Annotated in this window: 19 protein-coding genes and 3 pseudogenes; 7 read left to right on the top strand and 15 right to left on the bottom strand. The window is 69.5% G+C overall.

The window, feature by feature from the left end:
* Positions 1-99: 99 nt before the first annotated feature.
* The 3 genes and pseudogenes from UCD39_RS21950 to UCD39_RS21940 all read right to left on the bottom strand — a co-directional run bounded on the left by UCD39_RS21950 (position 100) and on the right by UCD39_RS21940 (position 3,306).
* Positions 100-1,016, bottom strand: a pseudogene (locus UCD39_RS21950) (prephenate/arogenate dehydrogenase family protein).
* Positions 1,013-2,113: a histidinol-phosphate transaminase gene (gene hisC / locus UCD39_RS21945; RefSeq protein WP_330497873.1), complete on the bottom strand. Its 1,101-nt coding sequence runs from the start codon at positions 2,111-2,113 to the stop codon at positions 1,013-1,015. Before hisC ends, UCD39_RS21950 begins: the two are co-directional and overlap by 4 nt.
* A gap of 329 nt (positions 2,114-2,442) precedes the next feature.
* On the bottom strand, positions 2,443-3,306 hold the full coding sequence (locus UCD39_RS21940; protein ID WP_330497872.1) for a chorismate mutase: 864 nt from the start codon (positions 3,304-3,306) through the stop codon (positions 2,443-2,445).
* A gap of 211 nt (positions 3,307-3,517) precedes the next feature.
* On the opposite strand from UCD39_RS21940, the gene metX reads away from it, so the two are divergent.
* Both metX and metW read left to right on the top strand, forming a co-directional pair.
* Positions 3,518-4,645: a homoserine O-acetyltransferase MetX gene (gene metX, locus UCD39_RS21935; RefSeq protein WP_330498501.1), complete on the top strand. Its 1,128-nt coding sequence runs from the start codon at positions 3,518-3,520 to the stop codon at positions 4,643-4,645.
* A gap of 66 nt (positions 4,646-4,711) precedes the next feature.
* Positions 4,712-5,284 (top strand): methionine biosynthesis protein MetW, encoded by a 573-nt coding sequence (gene metW / locus UCD39_RS21930; protein ID WP_442943686.1) that lies wholly within the window; start codon positions 4,712-4,714, stop codon positions 5,282-5,284.
* Between the two features lie 93 nt (positions 5,285-5,377).
* Here the strand turns inward: metW and UCD39_RS21925 are convergent, their stop codons facing one another.
* Complete coding sequence (locus UCD39_RS21925) at positions 5,378-5,977, bottom strand: helix-turn-helix domain-containing protein (protein WP_330497871.1); 600 nt, start codon at positions 5,975-5,977, stop codon at positions 5,378-5,380.
* A gap of 136 nt (positions 5,978-6,113) precedes the next feature.
* Between UCD39_RS21925 and UCD39_RS21920 the strand changes: the two genes are divergently transcribed.
* Both UCD39_RS21920 and UCD39_RS21915 read left to right on the top strand, forming a co-directional pair.
* Positions 6,114-7,313, top strand: a complete 1,200-nt coding sequence (locus UCD39_RS21920) for an MFS transporter (RefSeq protein WP_330497870.1) — start codon at positions 6,114-6,116, stop codon at positions 7,311-7,313.
* A 20-nt stretch (positions 7,314-7,333) separates the two neighbouring features.
* Positions 7,334-8,041 carry an HAD family hydrolase gene (locus UCD39_RS21915; RefSeq protein WP_330497869.1) on the top strand — a complete coding sequence of 236 codons (708 nt, stop codon included), beginning with the start codon at positions 7,334-7,336 and terminating at the stop codon, positions 8,039-8,041.
* 27 nt (positions 8,042-8,068) lie between these two features.
* On the opposite strand, the gene UCD39_RS21910 is transcribed toward UCD39_RS21915, so the two are convergent.
* The 7 genes and pseudogenes from UCD39_RS21910 to UCD39_RS21880 all read right to left on the bottom strand — a co-directional run bounded on the left by UCD39_RS21910 (position 8,069) and on the right by UCD39_RS21880 (position 12,753).
* Complete coding sequence (locus tag UCD39_RS21910) at positions 8,069-8,344, bottom strand: type II toxin-antitoxin system RelE/ParE family toxin (protein ID WP_330497868.1); 276 nt, start codon at positions 8,342-8,344, stop codon at positions 8,069-8,071.
* Positions 8,341-8,529, bottom strand: a complete 189-nt coding sequence (locus tag UCD39_RS21905) for a hypothetical protein (protein WP_330497867.1) — start codon at positions 8,527-8,529, stop codon at positions 8,341-8,343. The genes UCD39_RS21910 and UCD39_RS21905 overlap by 4 nt, the downstream gene beginning before the upstream one ends.
* A gap of 45 nt (positions 8,530-8,574) precedes the next feature.
* A pseudogene (gene proB, locus UCD39_RS21900) lies at positions 8,575-9,710 on the bottom strand (glutamate 5-kinase).
* Positions 9,711-9,764: 54 nt separating this feature from the next.
* Positions 9,765-10,846, bottom strand: a pseudogene (gene obgE / locus UCD39_RS21895) (GTPase ObgE).
* Between the two features lie 278 nt (positions 10,847-11,124).
* Positions 11,125-11,406 (bottom strand): 50S ribosomal protein L27, encoded by a 282-nt coding sequence (gene rpmA, locus UCD39_RS21890; protein ID WP_145729858.1) that lies wholly within the window; start codon positions 11,404-11,406, stop codon positions 11,125-11,127.
* 37 nt (positions 11,407-11,443) lie between these two features.
* Complete coding sequence (rplU, locus tag UCD39_RS21885) at positions 11,444-11,761, bottom strand: 50S ribosomal protein L21 (RefSeq protein WP_145729859.1); 318 nt, start codon at positions 11,759-11,761, stop codon at positions 11,444-11,446.
* Between the two features lie 188 nt (positions 11,762-11,949).
* Positions 11,950-12,753, bottom strand: a complete 804-nt coding sequence (locus tag UCD39_RS21880; protein ID WP_330497866.1) for a class I SAM-dependent methyltransferase — start codon at positions 12,751-12,753, stop codon at positions 11,950-11,952.
* 160 nt (positions 12,754-12,913) lie between these two features.
* Here UCD39_RS21880 and UCD39_RS21875 point away from each other — a divergent pair, with 160 nt between their 5' ends.
* Positions 12,914-13,396, top strand: a complete 483-nt coding sequence (locus UCD39_RS21875; RefSeq protein WP_330497865.1) for a DUF6491 family protein — start codon at positions 12,914-12,916, stop codon at positions 13,394-13,396.
* Positions 13,397-13,400: 4 nt separating this feature from the next.
* Here the strand turns inward: UCD39_RS21875 and UCD39_RS21870 are convergent, their stop codons facing one another.
* The 4 genes from UCD39_RS21870 to UCD39_RS21855 form a co-directional block, all read right to left on the bottom strand.
* Complete coding sequence (locus tag UCD39_RS21870) at positions 13,401-14,048, bottom strand: trimeric intracellular cation channel family protein (RefSeq protein WP_145729862.1); 648 nt, start codon at positions 14,046-14,048, stop codon at positions 13,401-13,403.
* Positions 14,049-14,136: 88 nt separating this feature from the next.
* A complete protein-coding gene (mhpT, locus tag UCD39_RS21865; RefSeq protein WP_246130152.1) occupies positions 14,137-15,393 on the bottom strand; it encodes a 3-(3-hydroxy-phenyl)propionate transporter MhpT in 1,257 nt (418 codons plus the stop codon).
* A gap of 81 nt (positions 15,394-15,474) precedes the next feature.
* The gene (locus UCD39_RS21860) at positions 15,475-15,969 is read right to left on the bottom strand and encodes a signal peptidase II (protein WP_330497864.1); all 495 of its coding nucleotides are present in this window, start codon (positions 15,967-15,969) and stop codon (positions 15,475-15,477) included.
* Positions 15,966-16,838 (bottom strand): DUF6597 domain-containing transcriptional factor, encoded by an 873-nt coding sequence (locus UCD39_RS21855; RefSeq protein ID WP_330497863.1) that lies wholly within the window; start codon positions 16,836-16,838, stop codon positions 15,966-15,968. The genes UCD39_RS21860 and UCD39_RS21855 overlap by 4 nt, the downstream gene beginning before the upstream one ends.
* 90 nt (positions 16,839-16,928) lie before the next feature.
* Here UCD39_RS21855 and UCD39_RS21850 point away from each other — a divergent pair, with 90 nt between their 5' ends.
* Both UCD39_RS21850 and UCD39_RS21845 read left to right on the top strand, forming a co-directional pair.
* A complete protein-coding gene (locus UCD39_RS21850) occupies positions 16,929-17,615 on the top strand; it encodes a glutathione S-transferase family protein (RefSeq protein ID WP_330497862.1) in 687 nt (228 codons plus the stop codon).
* 120 nt (positions 17,616-17,735) lie between these two features.
* A complete protein-coding gene (locus UCD39_RS21845; protein ID WP_330497861.1) occupies positions 17,736-19,013 on the top strand; it encodes a M24 family metallopeptidase in 1,278 nt (425 codons plus the stop codon).
* The last annotated feature ends 28 nt before the right edge of the window (positions 19,014-19,041 follow it).

Here is a 19,041-nt window from a genome sequence, read left to right as displayed (position 1 = left end):
CGACCGCGTCCGCCGGAGATTTCCGGGAAGCGGAGCGACTGGAAATCGAGGAAGGCAAGCGGGCGGATGCCCGCGCCCGCCGCCTGAGGGAACGAAAAACTACGCCTGCTTGGCGTCGATGATGGACCGGCGGATGGCGCGGGTGCGGGTGAACAGGTCGAACAGCTTGTCCCCCTCTCCCCAGCGGATGGCGCGTTGCAGGGCCGTCAGATCCTCGGTGAAGCGCTGGATCATCTCCAGCACCGCCTCGCGGTTGTTCAGGAAGATGTCGCGCCACATGACGGGGTCCGACGCCGCGATGCGGGTGAAGTCGCGGAAGCCGGAGGCGGAGAAGCGGATCACCTCCGACTTCGTCGTCTCCTCCAAATCCGTGGCCGTGCCGACGATGGTGTAGGCGATCAGGTGCGGCAGATGGCTGGTGATGGCCAGCACCTGGTCATGGTGGCTGGCATCCATGACCTCGATCTGCGAGCCGCAGGCGGCCCACAGCCGGCCCAGCCGGTCGACCGCCGCCGCGTCCGTGCCCGGCGGCGGCGTCAGGATCAGCCAGCGGCCGCGGAACAGCTCCTTGAAGCCGGCGTCGGGGCCGGAATGCTCGGTGCCGGCCAGGGGATGGCCGGGCACGAAATGCACGCCGTCCGGCACATGGGGGAAACGTCCCGCACCACCGCCTGCTTGACGGAGCCGACGTCACTGAGCGTGCTGCCCGGCGCCAGGTGCGGGCCGATCAGGGCCGCCACGTCGGCATAGGCGCCCACAGGGGTGCACAACACCACCAGGTCGGCGCCGGCCACGGCCAGGGTCGCGTCGTTTTCCACCCGGTCGGCGATGGCGAGTTCCGCCACGCGGGCGCAGACGGCGTCCGACCGGTCGCAGGCCACCACCTCGCCCGCCAGGCCCCGATCCGCCATCAGGCAGCGCAGCAGGGAGGAACCGATGAGCCCCAGGCCAATGACACAGACGCGGTTGTACAGCGGGGTGTCGGGCGTGCCAGGAATGGCTTCGGGTGCGCTCATTTGCCGTTCACCCAGTCCGCGAGACCGTCGACCACCGCCCGCATCTCATCCTCCAGCCCGATGGTGACGCGCAGGCAGTGCGGCAGGCCGTAGGACCCCACCTGGCGCACCAGGATGCCGCGCGATTTCAGCAGCTGGCGCGCGCCCTCGGCGTCGGCGCGGTCGCCCGCCTGCTCCGCGAAGGAGATCAGGACGAAATTGGCGACGGAGGGATGGACCACCAGGCCCAGGGCCCGCACCTGGTCCACGAACCAGCCGCGCACCTGGGTGTTGTGCCGGCGGCTCCGCTCCAGGAACTCCACATCCTCCAGCGCCGCCAGGCCGGCGGCCTGGGCACTGGACGCCACGTTGAAGGGGCCGCGCACCCGGTTCAGCACATCCGCGACGGCGGCCGGGCAATAGGCCCAGCCCAGGCGCAGGCCGCCCAGGGCGAAAATCTTGGAGAAGGTGCGGGTCATGACGACGTTGCTGAATTCGTCGACCAGATCGGCGCCATCGGTATAGTCCGGCGCGTCCACATACTCGGCATAGGCCGCGTCGATGACCAGCAGCACGTTCTCCGGCAGCCCCGCGTGCAGGCGCCGCAGCTCATCCTTGTTCAGGTAACTGCCGGTGGGGTTGTTGGGGTTGGCGATGAAGACCACGCGGGTGTGGGGCGTGACGCGGGCCAGCAGAGCATCCACGTCCGTCTTCAGGTCGCGCTCGGGGGCGGCCACCGGCGTGGCGCCGGCGAAGCGCGCGCTGATGGGATAGATCGCGAAGCCGTGGACGGTGTGCAGCACCTCATCGCCCACGCCGGCGTAGGCGCGGGTCAGCAACTGCAACACGTCGTCCGAGCCGTTGCCGCAGACGATGCGCTCCGCATCCAGGCCGAAGCGGCGGCCCAGGCCGGCGCGCAGGGCCTTCGAGCCGCCATCGGGATAGCGGTGCATCTGCCCCGCCACGGCGGTATAGGCCGCGATGGCCTTGGGGCTGGGGCCCAGCGCCCCCTCGTTGGAGGCCAGACGGATCAGCCGCGACGCCCCCGGCGCATGCGCCTCGCCCCCGACATAGGCATGGATATCGAGAATGCCGGGGTTGGGAACGGGTGCGGACATGGTACGGCGTAACCTTCTGACAGGCGGTGGCGGTCTTCTTCTCGCGGGCGGCGGGTTCGGGATCAAACCCGCACGCAGGTAAGGATAGCTGTGAGTCTTATCAAAGCCTTATGCGAATCGGGGGCGCATGCCCTGCGCCGTTGGGGCGCGACTCGGGCGGAAGTGTGGGCACGGCTCGCAAGGCCTGCCCCCATCAGCCCGCGACTGCGGGCGCCGGAGATTTCCGGGGAGACGGAGGCGGACTGGAAATCGAGGAAGCCAAGCCAGCGGATGCTGGCGCCCGGCGACTGAGGGGGCATTTGAGCGTCCACGATCAAATGCCACACGCATCAGGCCTTCCTGGCTTCCAGCGTGATGGGCAGGGCGTAGGTGCCGACGGGCAGCGCCCGCACCAGCGCGTCGCCCAGCTTTTCCGCCAGGGTTCGCAGGCGCGGGTCGTCGATATCCACGAAATCCTCCACCTCGATCAGGTGAACGGAACCGCCACCCCCCGGCAGGTGGAAGATGCGGAACCAGCCCACGGGCAGGCTGGCGGCCTCGATCATGTCCTTCAGGCGGCCGCGGCTCATGTCCTGCGACAGCTCCACGCCCAGCAGGGTGTGGTCCTGGCCCGTCGCCTCCAGCGGGACGGCGCCCAGGATCAGGGCGTCGCCGCCCTCCTTCTGGCCGGGACGGCGGCAGAAGGGCAGGCGGCCGATGATCTTGGGCGTCTTGGTGTCGTCGCTGATGAGGAAGCGCCACCAGGGGTCGGTGTCCTCCTCCTCCGGCATGGGCACGACGCCGACGGTGGCGCTGCCCTCCGCCAGGGCGCGCAGCACGGCCTGGGTGGTGTTGGCCGGCGCCAAGGGGGTGACGGTGCCGTAATGGTCGCGGGCGATGTCCCACAGGCGACGGTCGTCGTCCGGCGCGTAGACGGCGACGGCGAACGGCCCCTGGATCAGGGTCATCGCGGCGATCATCTCCCGCCAGATGCGCACGATGGCCGCCACGGGCACACTGCCCTGGTGGCGGGCCACCAGGCGCCGCAGGATGCCTGCCTCCCGGCCCGGACGGATGAAGACCTTCTCGCCCGCCTTGGAGTGGGCGATACGCTCCACCACCCGGGCGCGCCGCATGATGAGGTCATGGATCGCCACATCGATTTCATCGATTTCGCGGCGTAAAGCGTCGACGGAGGGGGGCACAGGGGGCATGGACGGGTTCGGATTTGAGACCTGAAACGACTGAGTCTTAGAGCCTGCCCCCCGCAAAATCAAAGAAAACGTTGACTTGGGATGCCCCACCTTCCTAGTCATTCAGGCTGGATTCGAAGGCCCCTTCATCATGATCACCCCGCCTGCCTACACGGATAGTTCCGGCACGGACAATACCGGCGCCTCCCCCCTGGTTCTGCCGGGTAAGCGCATGGTGCTGGGGGCCGACCGGCCCATGCCCCTGGACGGCGGCGGGCAACTGGGCCCCTTCACCGTGGCCTACCAGACCTACGGCACCCTGAACGCCGACAAGTCCAACGCCATCCTGGTGTGCCACGCCCTGACGGGTGACCAATACGTGGCCGACCGCCATCCCATCACCGGCAAGCCCGGCTGGTGGGAGATGCTGGTGGGCCCCGGCAAGCCGGTGGACACCGACCGCTTCTTCGTCATCTGCAGCAATGTCATCGGCGGCTGCATGGGCTCGACCGGGCCGCACGACGTGAACCCGGCGACGGGCCAGCCCTACGCCATCGACTTCCCCGTCATCACCATCGGCGACATGGTGCGGGCGCAGACGCTGCTGATCGACGCGCTGGGCATCGACCAGTTGTTCTGCGTCATCGGCGGTTCCATGGGCGGCATGCAGGTGCTGCAATGGGCGGTGGCCCACCCGGAGCGGGTGTTCGCCGCCGTGCCCATCGCCACCGCCGCCCGGCATTCGGCGCAGAACATCGCCTTTCACGAGGTGGGACGCCAGGCCATCATGGCCGACCCGGACTGGCGCGACGGCGCCTATCAGCGGGCGAACACCAACCCGGCGCGCGGCTTGGCCGTGGCCCGCATGGCCGCCCACATCACCTACCTGTCCGAGGCGGCGCTGCACCGCAAGTTCGGCCGCAACCTGCAAAGCCGCCAGGCCATCACCTTCGGCTTCGACGCCGATTTCCAGGTGGAAAGCTATCTGCGCTATCAGGGAGCCAGCTTCGTCGACCGCTTCGACGCCAACAGCTACCTCTACATCACCCGCGCCATGGACTATTTCGACCTGGCGGCGGAACACGGCGGCCAGTTGGCCCAGGCCTTCCGCGTGAACGGGCGCGGCACGCCGGTGCGCTTCTGCCTGGCCAGCTTCTCCAGCGACTGGCTGTTCCCCACGTCCGAGTCGCGGGCGGTGGTGCACGCGCTGAACGCGGTGGCCGCCAATGTCAGCTTCGTGGAGATCGAGACGGACAAGGGCCACGACGCCTTCCTGCTGGATGAGCCGGAGTTCCACCAGGTCATGCGCGGCTTCATCAACGGCTGCGCCGACCATCGCGGCCTGAAACGGCGGGTCTGATCCCATGGACGCCTCCATCATCCCCCCCGCACCGACATCCGCGGCGACCTGCGCCGCATCGCCGACATGGTCAGCACGGGCGCCCGCGTGCTGGACGTGGGCTGCGGCGACGGCGCCCTGCTGGACCTTCTGACCCGGGAAAAGGGTGTCGACGGGCGCGGCATGGAACTGGGCATGGACGGCGTGCGCGCCTGCGTGTCGCGTGGCCTGTCCGTCATCCAGGGCGACGCCGACACCGACCTGAAGGACTATCCCAGCGACGCCTTCGACTACGTCATCCTGTCGCAGACGCTGCAGGCCACGCGCGACCCGCGCGGCGTGCTGCTGCAGATGCTGCGCATCGGCCGCCGCGTCATCGTCTCCTTCCCCAATTTCGGCTATTGGCGGGTGCGCCTGGCCCTGCTGCTGACCGGCCGCATGCCGGTGACCGACCGGCTGGGCTTCCAATGGTGGGAAACGCCCAACATCCACTTCTGCACCATCGCCGACTTCACCGCCCTCTGCGCCGAGCTGGGTGGGGTGACGGTGGAGCGTAGCGCCATCCTGGACCATGACGGCCGCCAACTGACCAGCGACGCCACCACCTGGCGCGCCAACTGGTCCGGCGAGCAGGGGATTTTCCTGTTAAGAAGGGATTAGTTTCGTCCCTGTGGTCCGCTGCGCTCCCCACAAAGGCCCGGCGGACGCGGTCGCGTCCTACAGCGGCCGGCGGCCGCTGGGCCACCCTGGGGCTCAAGGGCGTCGGTCATCATAGGCGATGGTGTCGACCAGGCGGGCGAAGCTGCCGTCCGACAGCTGGAAGCGCACCCAGCGGAAACGGCTGGCGTAGATGCGCACCTCGGGTGAGCGGTTGGCCCGCGTCGTTATCACCAACTCCGGCGGCGCCGGCTCGAACCAGCCCCAATCGGCCAGCGTGGCCTCCGCCGCCCGGATTTCATCGCTGGCATAGGGCCAGAGCGAGGTGCCCAGCACCTCCGCCCGCGATCGGCCGAAGTCGCGCTCCCGCTGCGCCGACACCGCCAGCAGGCGGTGGGTCAGGTCGCACACCAGGTGCACCGGCCCGGTCGAGTTGTTCACCAGCCGCGCCAGCTCCCGGTCGGCGGCGCTGTCCAGCCCGGCCTGCATGAGCTGGCGGATGGCCGCCTGCTCCCCGGCGTCGGGGGTCAGCGCCCCCGATTCCCAGCGGGACACGGTGGCCTGGGAGACGCCCAGCAGTTCGCCGGCATGGCTCTGCTTCATGCGCCGCAGGGTGCGCCACAGCCGCAGAGACCGGCCGAGGTGGGGCCCGGCGATGCGCGGCAGCGTGTTTATGACGGCGGCGATGCTAGCCATGGTGGCTCCGTTGCCTGCCCGGACCGGCCGTCCCGGCCGCCCCTGGTGCCGCATATCTTATTCACGCCGGCCCGCGACCGGTCATGGCAAAAATAGTGCCCCGCCTGTCGCGGGGCAGGACGTGCGTGGGGGCATCATGGGCGGAAGCTGGGTCAAGATCGTCTGGTTCTATGGCGTCGGCGTCATCGCCGCCGCCCAACTGGGCAAGATGTCGGCCCTGATCCCCCTCATCTCCCGCGACCTGGGGCTCAGCCTCACCGTGGCGGCCCTGGTGATCTCGCTGCTGGAAATCGGCGGCGCCGGCTTCGGCCGCATCGCCGGCGGGCTGATCCAGCGCGCGGGCCGCCGACCCGCCCTGCTGGCCGGCACCGCCCTCCTGGCCCTGGGCGGAATCGGCGAAAGCCTGGCGCAGGGCCCGGCGGCGCTGATCGCCTGGCGGGTGGTGGAGAGCGCCGGGTACCTCACCACCGTCATCGCCGCCCCCATGCTGATCCTGGAGACGGCGACCCCGCGCCAGCGCGGCGTGGCGCTTGCCCTGTGGAGCAGCTTCGTGCCCGTGGGCCTGGCCCTGGGCGCCATCCTGTCCGGCTGGGCGGCGGAGCTGTGGACCTGGCGCGGCGCCCTGTTCGGCGGCGGCGTGGTGGCGGCGGGCGCCCTGGTGCTGTCCCTGCCCATGACGGCGGGTGCCGGCGCGCGGGTGCGCGGCGCGGGCGCCAGCGGCACCGGCCCCACCCGGCGGGCCTGGGCCCTGGCCCTGGGCTTCGGCTGCTACACCACCTTCGAGGTCGGCCTGCTGGGCATGCTGCCCACCTTCCTGGTGGACAAGGCCGGTGCCAGCGCCGACACCGCCGGCCTGATCACCGGCGTCGCCTCCTTCGCCACCGTGGCGGGCAGCGTGGTGGCCGGCTGGTGGAACCACCGCAACCACGGGCGGGATCTGGCGCGGGGCCCCTCCTTCGCCCTGATGGCGGTCAGCATCGTCCTGCCAGCCCTGCTGCTGTTCCTGGTGTTCGGGCCGGCGCCTGAGCTCACCGCCGCCGCCGGGGTGGTCATCGCGCTCAACGCCCTGTCCGGCATCTATCCCGGCCTGGCCTTCGCCCTGCTGCCCGCCGTGGCGGGATCGGACCGGGGCCTGCCCGCCGCCAACGGCCTGTTGACCCAATTCGGCGCCAGCGGCTCCCTCATCGGGCCGCCGCTGTTCGCCGCCTTCGCCGGTCATTGGGGCTGGACCAGCGCCGCCGCCTGCGGCCTGGCCGCATCCCTGCTCTGCCTGGCCTTGATGCGGGCGGCGGGGGTATCGTCCCCTTCCGTCGCGGCCCCCGATCAGGCCGCCTGAGTTTCTTTGGAGTTCCGACTATGCCTGCCCTTCCTCCCCGGGTGATCGCTTTGGATGGCGACGACACGCTCTGGCACAACGAGGCCATGTTCTCCACCTCGTATGCCGAGTTCCGCGACCTGCTGCTGCGGCACAGCGACCTGGACCAGGCCACCATTGATGAGCGCCTGCTGCTGGTGGAGCGGCGCAACTTGGTGACCTATGGCTACGGCATCAAGGGCTTCACCCTGTCGATGATCGAGACCGCCCTGGAACTGACCGAGGGGCGCATCCCCGGCATCGCCATCGAGACGCTGGTGCAGCGCGGCCGCGCCATGCTGGCGCACCCGGTGGAACTGATCGATGGTGCTGTGGAGGTCATCGAAACCCTGCGGGAGCGTGACCATGAGGTGTGGCTGATCACCAAGGGCGACCTGTTCGACCAGGAAAGCAAGATCGCCCGCTCCGGCCTGGCCGACCTGTTCCACCGCATCGAGATCGTGTCGGAAAAGGACGACGCCACCTATCGCCGCCTGCTGGACCGCCACGGCGTGGACCCCGCCGACTTCGCCATGGCCGGCAACTCCCTGAAGTCCGACGTGCTGCCCGTGGCGGCCTTGGGCGGCCAGGGTTTCCACGTGCCCTACCACACCACCTGGGCCCATGAGATGGTGTCCGGCCCGATTCCCCACCGCTATACCGAGCTGGCGTCCTTACGTGAATTGCCGAGCGCGTTAGGGTCCAGGTAAGGAATCGACTCGGGTGAAAAGGTCGTGTCAGGGCCAATCCTGTGCCGCGTGCCATACGCGCAGGATGGCTACACGACCGGCTTCCTCGATCCGATAAACGATGATGTAAGGCCGTACCGTCGCCAGTTCACGGGTGCCGGGAACACGCCCAGGACGCCCCCTATGGGGAAAGGTTCCCAAGCTGTCACCGGCGAGCACCAGTTCCCGAGCGACCTGCCGGGCAGCGACTGGATTTTCTTCCGCAATATGCTGGGCGATGCGGCCGACATCCGCCAACGCCGCATTACGCCAGATAACTTTCACAGCAGGCGAGCAACCGGTGGCGGCGCGTCGAAATTACCGGCGGCCAGTTCCAACAGCCACGCCCTCATCTCCTCATGCGGAACGGCACGAAGGTCGGCATCCGCCTCGGCGACAGCAGCGGTCAGCGCAGCCAATTCGGCCACCTGCTCTTCGTCCAACTCAGCAATGGGCGCGGATTTGCTCATACTTGGAAGATGGCATCCCGGCATCCGAAAGTCGAGATCCCCGCCTCACCCCAGCGCCAGGTCGTCCCGGTGGATCATCTCGTCCCGGCCGCGCCAGCCCAGGCTGGCTTCGATCTCGGCGCTGCGGCGGCCCTGGATGCGGCGGGCGTCTTCGGCGGAATAGGCCACCAGGCCGCGGGCGATGACGCGGCCGGCCTGGGTGCGGACGGCCACCAGGTCGCCGCGCTGGAAATCGCCCTCGACCTCGCGCACGCCGGCGGGCAGCAGGCTGCCGCCGCGCGCCAGGGCCTGGGCCGCGCCCTCGTCCACCACGAGGGTGCCGGCCGGCTTCAGGGAGCCGGCGATCCAGCGCTTGCGCGCCGTGCCGGGGCCGGCCGACGGCAGGAACCAGGTGCACAGCGCGCCCCCCGATCCGCCGCCGTTTCCAGCGCCGCCAGGGGGTTCATGCGCTTGCCCGAGACGATGGCCATGCGGCAACCGGCGGCCACGGCGATGCGGGCGGCAGCGATCTTGGTGACCATGCCGCCGCTGCTGTAGCCGGCGGGCGGTTCCCCCGCCATGGCCTCGATCTCCGGCGTCACCTCGGTCACCACGGGCAGGTGCTTGGCCGCCGGGTCCTTGCGCGGGTCGGCGGTGTAGAGGCCGTCGATGTCGGACATGAGGATCAGGGTGTCGGCGCTGATCATCTGCGCCACGCGGGCGGCCAGGCGGTCGTTGTCGCCGAAGCGGATCTCGGCGGTGGCCACGGTGTCGTTCTCGTTGATCACGGGAACGGCCCCCAGCTTCAGCAGGGTCTCGATGGTGGCGCGGCCGTTCAGGTGGCGGCGGCGGTCCTCGGTATCATCCAGGGTCAGCAGCACCTGGGCCACGGTGATGTCGTGGCGGGCCAGGGTTTCCTGATAGGCGTGGGCCAGGCGGATCTGGCCGGTGGCGGCGGCGGCCTGCTTTTCCTCAAGCTTCAGCGGGCGGCCCACCAGGCCCAGATGTTCCCGCCCCACGGCGACGGCGCCGGAGGAAACGATGACCACGTCCACGCCCCGGCGGCGCAAGGCGGCCACGTCATCGCACACGCTGTCCAGCCAATCGCGGCGGATGCGGTGCGTCTCGCCATCCACCAGCAGGGCGGAGCCGATCTTGACGATCAGCCTTTTGGCGCCCAACACCGGCGGGACATCAAACACCGCCGCCGCACGGGTTGAGGAAATTTCCGTGCGGTCGGCGGCGTCGTTCATTTTCTAACGTGTCCCTTTGTCGGCCTGGGAGATGTCATCCAGGGGATTGTACCGCGCCTTGTATGCCTTGCTGCGCGCTTCCTCGCCATCCGCCAGACGCGCAGCCTTGATCTGCTCCAGAAGCGCATACAGCACGTCGGGCACATGCTCGCCGGTGGCGCCGGACAGCACCATGACCGGCTTCTTGGCGGAACGGCGCAGCTTCAGCTTCTTTTCCGCCAGCTCTTCCTCGGTCAGGGCGTCGACCTTGTTCAGGGCCACGATCTCCGGCTTTTCCGCCAGACCGCCGCCATAGGCGCGCAGCTCACGCCGGATGGTGCGGTAGGCCTTCTGCACATCCTCCTGCGTGCCGTCCACCAGGTGCAGCAGCACGCGCGTGCGCTCCACATGGCCCAGGAAGCGGTCGCCCAGGCCGTGGCCCTCGTGCGCGCCCTCGATCAGGCCGGGGATGTCGGCCACCACGAACTCCTCCTCACCCGCGCGCACGACGCCCAGGTTGGGCACCAGCGTGGTGAAGGGATAGTCGGCGATCTTGGGCCGGGCGCGGGACACGGCGGCCAGGAATGTGGACTTGCCGGCGTTGGGCAGGCCGACCAGGCCGACGTCGGCGATCAGCTTCAGGCGCAGCCACACCCAGCGCTCCTCCCCGGCCAGCCGGGGCCGGCCTTGGTGGGGGCGCGGTTGGTGGAGGTCTTGTAATGGGCGTTGCCGAAGCCGCCGTCGCCGCCCTTCAGCAGCACGATGCGCTGGCCCACCTCCATCATGTCGGCCAGCACCGTCTCCTGGTCTTCGTCCAGGACCTGGGTGCCCACCGGCACCTTCAGCACCATGGGCTCACCGGCGGCGCCGGAGCGGTCGCGGCCCATGCCATGGCCGCCGCGCTGCGCCTTGAAATGCTGCTTGTAGCGATAATCGATCAGCGTGTTCAGGCCGTCCACGGCCTCGATCACGATGTCGCCGCCCCGCCCGCCGTTGCCGCCGTCCGGCCCGCCGAACTCAATGAACTTCTCCCGGCGGAAGCCGACGCAGCCGGGGCCGCCGTCACCGCTCTTCAGGTAGATTTTGCACTGGTCCAGGAACTTCATGATGGGCGGGCCTTATATCAATGGCCTCTGATCCTAAGGGATCAAAGGCCCCCTCAAACGCCGGGCGGCCACATCCGTGGCCTTGGCTTCCTCGCTGCGCGCCCTTTTACACCAACTGGGCGGTGCTCGCTCCGGCGGCCCCGGTCGGGGCCTATGAAAAAGGAGCGGCGGCTAGAAAGAACGGGCAACGATCGCGCGACGCGCGGCAAATGCAAATCGGGGGAACGGTCACCCGTCCCCCCGATCAGAGTCAAAACACCTGATGCCGAAGCGGCAGGTTACTCGGCGGCGGCGGCCACCGGCTCCTGGGCCAGCTCGACGGACACGTAGGTGCGGCCCTGACGGCCGGTGTGGAACTTCACGGCGCCATCGGCGACCGCGAAAATGGTGTGGTCCTTGCCCAGGCCCACGTTGGCGCCGGGGTGGAACTTCGTGCCGCGCTGGCGGACGATGATGTTGCCGGAAACGACGGCTTCACCGCCGAAGGCCTTCACGCCCAGACGACGACCGGCGCTGTCACGACCGTTGCGGGAGCTACCGCCTGCCTTTTTATGTGCCATCTCGAAAACTCCTTAAATCTAGGGGGCCGGCTGCCGATCAGGCGCCGGCCTGGATGTCGGTGATGCGCAGGATCGTCAGGTCCTGACGATGGCCGTTCTTGCGGCGGTAGTTCTGCCGGCGCTTCTTCTTGAAGATGATGATGTGCGGCGCATGGGCCTGGGCCACCACGGTGGCCGTCACGGCGGCGCCAGCCACCAGCGGGGTGCCGACGGTGGTGTTGCCGGCATCGCTGACCAGCAGGACCTCGTCCAGCTTCAGGGAGGCGCCGGCTTCACCCGCCAGCTTCTCAACCTTAATGACGTCGCCGGCCGCGACCTTGTACTGCTTACCGCCGGTGCGGATGACTGCGAACATTCTAGCCCACCACTGATCTGGCCGGGCCCAGCCGAGAGTGGCCAGCGCCCACGCAAAACGGAACGACGGGACCTAGCACAGGACCCGTTTCTAAGAGAGCGCGCACTATACAGGCGACCCGGCCCCTGTCAAGCACCCCCAATACGAGTCCGCGCGGAATCCCAGCGCCCGGCACCGTTGCGGGATTCTCAGGGCTCCGCGTCCGGGTCCATCCCGGTACCGGAGGAGGCGATCAGCCGGGGCAAAAGCCGCCGTTCCGCCGCCAGGCCGGAGAAGGCCGGCTGCGCCACCGAGGGGGCCATGCGCCGCCGCGGCTCGACCACGCGGGTGGCGGTGGTGGCGTAAATCTGCTTGCTGGCTTCCACGATCTGGACGCCGGCGAAGGCCTTGAACCAGCGCGCACCCAAGTTTTCCACGGCCCCCGCCGACGCCATGAAGAATCGGGAGGTGACGGGCGGCATGAACAGGGCCGACGTCTCCCGCTCCGGCACGAACAGGTTGGCGCGCAGGACGCGGCGCAACTGGCCTGAGGAAAAGGGCGACCCATGGCCGAAGGGGGTGCGGTCGGTGCGGGCCCAGATGCCGCGGCGGTTGGGCACGACGGCGATGAGGCGGCCGCCCCCCGCCAGCACGCGCCAAATCTCCTGCATCATGGGTTTCAGGTGCTCGGTGAACTCCAGCCCATGGACCAACAGCACGCGATCGACCGACATGTTGGGGAACGGCAGTTCCGATTCTTCGCCCAGCGTCACCAGCCCCGGCCCCTCGGGCGGCCAAAAGACCACCCCTTGGGCGGCGGGCATCACGGCCATCACCCGCTCCGCCTCCGTCAGGAAGGGGCGCAGGAAGGGGGTGGCGTAGCCGATGCCCAGCACGCGCTGGCCGGTGACATCGGGCCACAGCTCCCGCAGGCGGCGGCGCACCAGGCGCCGGACCACCTGGCCCAGGCTGCTTTCATAGAATTCGCGCAGGTCGACGACATCGTTATACATCGGGCGGATGCTAGCATGGCGGGCGCGGGTTCGCCTATTAGGCCTGGAGCCCTAAAACCCATAACCATGCCGTCGGCGCCCCCTGCGACGCGGCCGCCGCTTGTGGCGAGGCGAATTGGCGCTTACCTTCCAAGGTGAACGCCTTCGGAGGCCCCCCGCCATGGTCCGCTTCGCCCCCGCTTTGATCGCCGCATCCCTTGCCGCCGGCCTGCTGGCCGGCTGCGCCACTGACCCGGCCGCCGACTCAGCCGCCGATAAGGGCGCCCCCGGAACCCAGACGGCCCAGGCCGAGTTGCGGGACCGGGGCCAGATGTGCATCCCGGTGCGCACCATCCGCCGCACCCAGGTCATCGATGAAAGCACCATCCTGGTGGAGATGCAGGACCGCACCAAGTTCATCCGCATCAACATGGCCGGCCGCTGCACCGGGCTGGGCTTCTACGGCTTCGCCTACGTTTCCCATAATGACGAGCTGTGCCGCACCGATCCCCTGACCCTGGTGGGCATGCCGGTGCCGCCCGTCTGCCTGATCGACAGCATGATCCCCATCGACAAGGCCGAGGCGGACGCCCTGAAGGCCAAGCCGAAGACGGACAAGCCGTCGGACACGGCGACGCCAGCGCCCAAGGTGGAAGGCGACTGAAGCGTCAGCCGGCAAGCCCCGCCGCCGTGGGCAGGGCCCAGTGGCGCCAGACGCTGACCATGCGCAGGACGAAGCAGGCGCCGCCCCCCATCAAGGCGGCATAGCGCGGGGCGACGCCCAGGCGGATGGCGGCGGTCATCACCGCCGCCCCCAGCAGGGCGGCCGTGGCGTAGACGTCGACCCGCAGGATGGCCGGCACCTGGGCCAGCAGCAGGTCGCGCAAGGTGCCACCGCCCACCCCGGTGATGGTGCCCATCAGCACGGCGCTGAACGGCGGTATGTGGCGGTTCAGCGCCTTTTCCGTGCCGGCCACGGCGAACAGCGACAGGCCGGCGGCGTCCAGCGTCGTCATCCACCCCAGAGGGCCCTGGCCCACCGGAATCTGGCCAACGATGGCGTGGCCGGCGAAGGTGGCGCCGCCGGCGGCAAAGGCCATGGCGGGATAGCGCCAATCGCGCAAGGCCGTGGGTGGCGCCGCGCCGATCAGCAGGTCGCGCAGCACGCCGCCGCCCAGCGCCGTGGCGAAGGACAGGACCAACACCCCGAACAGGTCCAGCCCGCCGCGCAGCGCCGCCATGGCACCCTCGACCGCGAACAGCACGGTGCCGGCCATGTCCGCCACGGCCAGCACCATATCCGTCTTCCTGCCCATCCCTTCCCCAACAACGCATCCCGATACCGGGCGGCAGGGTTACACCGTCGCGCAGCGGCTGGCGAGGGAATCGGCGGCCTGGGAAGCGTCAGGCCCGGCGCCGGAGTTGCCGGTGGATCAGCAGGACCGCCAGCAGCCCACCGACCGCGACCAGGGGCACGAGGCTGAGCAGCAAACCCGAGGCCGATAACCCCGCCTGCACCAGGGCGGTGCCCAGCAACGGCCCGAAGATGGACCCCAGGCGCCCGGCGGCCACCGCCCCGCCCACGCCGGTGCCACGGATGGCGATGGGGTAGCATGCGGGGGCCGCAGCGTAGAGCGTGGCCTGGGTGGTCAGGATCATGGCGCCGGCACCCAGGCCCACCCCTATGGCCACCGTCAGGTTGGGCGGCATCAAGGCCAGCAGCACGAGGAAGAGAGCCAGGCCCAAAAAGACGGTGATGGCGAAGCTGAAACGCCGCGGGCCGTCAAGCAGAGGCCCGGTGATGCCGCAAGCGATGGCGCCCGAGATGTTCAGCACCAGTTGGATCAGCCCCGCCTGCGGCTTGCTGAACCCCCGGTCGGTCATCAGCAGGGGCAGCCAGCTGAGCAGCAGGTACAGCACCATCAGGGTGGCGAAGAAGGCCAGCCACAACAGCACCGTCTCCGCCGCGCGGCCGCCGCCGAACAGGATGGTGAGAACGCCGGGCCGCCCCTCCTTGTCCGCCGCCGCAGCCACGCGGAAGGCGCGCGACTCAGGCAGGGCCCAGATCAGCAGGGGCAGCACCAGCAGCGGCGCACCGCCGGCGGCATAGAAGATGGTGCGCCAACTGTCGAAGCCGCCGCTCATCGCGGCGAAGATGGCGATCAGGCTAACGATGGCACCGCCCAGCGGCATGCCGCCATACATCAGGGAAACGGCGCCACCGCTGCGTCCCGGCGGGCTGTTCTCCGCCGCCAGCGCCACCAGGTTGGGCAGCGTGCCACCCAGCCCCAGGCCCGTGGCCAGGCGCATGAGGAACAGGGTGGTGAAGTCCGGCGACAAGGCGGTGGCAACCGTGAACAGGCCGAACAGGGCGACGGAGACAACCAGCACGGCCTTGCGCCCGAAATGGTCGGCCAGCCGCCCGCCCACCAACGCGCCCAGGAACAGGCCGATGGTGCCGGCGCTGAAGAAGATGCCCAACTGGCCCGGCGTCAGGTGCAGCGCCGGGGCCAGCTTCGGCGCCGCCACGCCGGCGGCCTGCAAATCCACCCCCTCCAGGATGGCGACCAGCAGGCACAGCAGCGTCGTTCGGTTCAACAAACCGCCGGCCGCCGCCATGGGGGCGCCGGCGGGCGCGGGCACCGCGTCTTGGTTCAGCACGTTCCTCTCCCGTTTGTTCTTATGGGCGGGATTAAGGTGCGCGCGGAAACGATGGATGTCCAGAAAAGTTGCTGAATATAACTATGTGCGGCGCGATTTCCCCAGGACCCCGCCCGCCACGAACAGCGCCACCCCCGCCATCAGGCCCACATCGGCGATGTTGAAGATGCCAGTGCGCAGGGGGCCGATGCCGAGGTTCAGGAAATCGAACACCGTGCCGTCCTGACGCAGACGGTCCAGCAGGTTGCCCAAGCCCCCGCCCAGGAAACTGCCGGCACCCAGCAGTTCCAGGCGGCTGAGCGTCTTGGCCCGCAGGCTCCACGCCAGCAGGGCCGCCAGGACCAGGGCCACGCCCACGGTGAAGACCAGGCCGCGCGCATGGTCGTCCAGCCCCGCGCCCAGGCTGAGGAAAGCGCCGGGGTTGTTGACCGGCGTCACCAGGATGGCGCCGCCCAGCGCCGTCAGGTCCACCCCCGGCGTCAGCGCCTGTTTCAGCCAGGCCTTGGTCACCTGATCGGCGGCGAACCAGGCGAATGCCGCGGGCAGCAGCCAGCGCAGGCGGTCTTGCAGGGTCATGGTTGCTGTTTCCCTTCGGCGATCTTCCGGGCGCAGGCCTCGCGATAGGCGGAGGGGGACTGGCCGATGACCTGTTTGAAATCCTGGGTGAAGTGGGCGTGATCGAAATATCCCAGATCCTGGGCCAGTGTTGTCAAATCCAGCGCCACGCCCCCCTCGGCCCCGCCCTCCTGCGCCAGCCGGTGCGCCGCCTCATGCAGGCGGGCGCGGCGGATGACCCATTTGGGCGTCATGCCCACCAGGTCGGCGAACAGGCGCTGCAGCGCGCGCACGCCCAGGCCGGAACGCGCGACCAGATCGTCCACCCGCAAAATCTCCCGGTCGGCCTCGATCAGCGCCACCAGGCGGTTGACCTCGTCCGCCATCGGCGGCGACTGCTTGAGGCCCCGGCGCAGCAGGGTTTCGGCCACCGCCACCATGCCGGCGTCATCGGCTGCGGCCAGAACCGCCGCCTCCGCCCCCTCGGCCGACCGGCCGAACACAGCCTCCAGCGGCAGGACACGATCCACCAGGCTGGTGAGCGGGGCGCCCAGCAGGGCGCGGAAGCCGGCCGGGCGGAAGCGGATGCCCAGCACCCGCCCGGCGTCGCGCAATTCATAGGCGAAGATGCCATGCATGGGGCCGTAGACGGCGGAGCGGCCGCGCTCGAACACCAAATTCACGGCGGGATAGGGCAGCGTGCGCTGGACATAGGGTGGCTGCCCGATCAGGTCCCAGGCCACCACCCAGTAATGCTCCACCACCGCCGCCAGATCAGGGACCAGATCCGGGGCCAGATCCGGGGACGGCTGGTAGCGGCCCAGGCGGAAACGCTGCGCGGCGGCGCCGGGCGCCAGCACGCCCTTGGGCGCCGCCGTCACGGGCCGCACGGGCTTTCCTTCCGGCTGTCGCGTTTTTCCAAGCCCACGGTGTCCCCCCAGACTATCGTTCCGGCCACCCCTTCCCCGTGGAGAGCCGCCATGAAACTCTATTCCTTGGCCCTGTCGCCCTTCGCCGCCCGCGCCCGGGCCGCGATCTATGCCAAGAACCTGGCCGTCGACATCCTAACCCCACCGGAAGACTGGCGCACCTCCCCCGCCTTCCGGGCGCTGAACCCCATGGTGCGGGTGCCCGTGCTGGTGCTGGACGACGGCCGGTCCATCCCGGAGTCGGACGTGATCGTGGAGTATCTGGAGGATGCCTTCCCCGCCATCCCCCTGCGCCCCGCCGACCCGGTGGACGGCGCGCGGGTGCGCCTGCTGACCGCCGTGGCCGACCAGTATGTGATGCGGGAAACCTTCCCCCTGTTCGGCCTGTTCGACAGCAAGACCCCGGATGAGACCGCCGTCCAGGCGCAGTTGGCCAAGCTGGACAAGGGCCTGGGCCAGTTGAACGGCCTGCTGGCGGACGACGCGGCGCGCGGCCCCTTCGCCTTCGGCGGCCGGGTGACCACCGCCGACGCGTGGCTGACGCCCGTGCGTTACACGCTGGAGGGACTGATGCGCTTTTCCGGCCGCACCCACCTGCTGGACCGCCACGCCGCCGTGGCCGGCTACGCCCAGGGCTTGCGCGAAAGCCCCGCCCTGGCACGGGTGTGGGATGAGATGGAGGAAGGCCTGCGCGCCTACATGAAGGCCAGGGCCGCAGCCGGGGCAGTGGGCGAATAAACCACCCCGAACCGCCACCGCCAGGGAAAGGCGGGAAAGGGCGGATGCGCTGTGATAGGACGGAGGGCGAACCGCCGGCCGCACAAGGCCGGCGCGGAAACCCTCCGGGACAGCGTCACCATGCTCAGCCGCCGCCTCCTCCTCACCGCCGCCTCCGCCCTGCCCTTGTCGGTCTCGGCCGTTACCGCCAGCACCATGGGGGCCATGGCCGCCACAGGCGGCGGCCTCGCCGCCCTGACATCCCTGACCACCGGGGCCAAGCCCATCACGGTGGAGGAGCGGCAGGCCCGTATCGCCAAGCTGCAGGACCTGATGGCGCGGCGCGGCATTGGCGCCTTCCTGGTCGAATCCGGATCCAGCCTGGAGTATTTCACCGGCATCCGCTGGCACCGCTCCGAACGGACCACCGCCGCCGTGATCCCGGCCAAGGGGCCCGTCATCGTGGTGACCCCGGCGTTCGAGGAACCGTCGGTGCGCGAAACCCTGCAGGTGGGCGGCGACGTCCGCGCCTGGCAGGAGCATGAAAGCCCCTTCCAGCGCCTGGCCCAGGCGCTGAAGGACAGCGGCGCAGTGGGGGGTAAGGCGGCGGGGACGGTGGCGGTGGAGCCCACGACCCGCTTTTTCATCATCGACGGCATCCGCCAGGTGACGCGGGATTACGACCTGGTGTCCGGCGACGATCTGGTGCGGGCCTGCCGCATGCACAAATCGCCGGCGGAACTGGCCCTGATGCAGGTGGCCAATGACGTGACGCTGGCCGCCCTACGGTACGCCCACGCCCAGGTGCGGCCGGGCATGCGCGCGGCCGACATTGCCGCCCTGGTGGACACCGCCACGGCGGCCCTGGGCGGGCGGCCTGAATTCTCCCTGGTGCTGCTGAACGAGGCCAGCGCCTATCCCCACGGCTCCCTCCAGCCGGAGGTGGTGCGGGACGGCTCCACCGTGCTGCTCGACTGCGGCTGCGCCGTGCACGGTTACCAGTCCGACATTTCCCGCACCTGGGTCTTCGGCACCCCCAGCACCCGCCAGCGCACGGTGTGGAACACGGTGAAGCGCGGGCAGGAGATCGCGCTGGAAACCGCCAAGCCGGGCATTCCGGTGGGTGACATCGACAAGGCGGTGCGCCGCTATTACGAGGCGGAGGGCTGGGGCCCGGGCTATCGCCTGCCCGGCCTGTCTCACCGCACCGGCCACGGCATCGGCCTGGACGGCCACGAATCCCCCTACCTGGTGCTGAGCGACGCCACACCGCTGGAGCCCGGCATGTGCTTCTCCGACGAGCCTGGGATCTACATCCCTGGTGAGTTCGGCATCCGGTTGGAGGATTGCTGGCACATGACGGAGACGGGACCCACGCTGTTCACCCCGCTGGCCACCTCCGTCGACCAGCCGATCTGAACTTAGGCCGCGACCGCGGCCGCCGGAG

The organism is Nitrospirillum karajorum (assembly GCF_036348415.1).
Lineage (GTDB): Bacteria > Pseudomonadota > Alphaproteobacteria > Azospirillales > Azospirillaceae > Nitrospirillum > Nitrospirillum amazonense_B.
The sequence above is the reverse complement of the archived record's forward strand: the minus strand, read 5'-3'. Positions and strand labels throughout refer to the sequence as shown.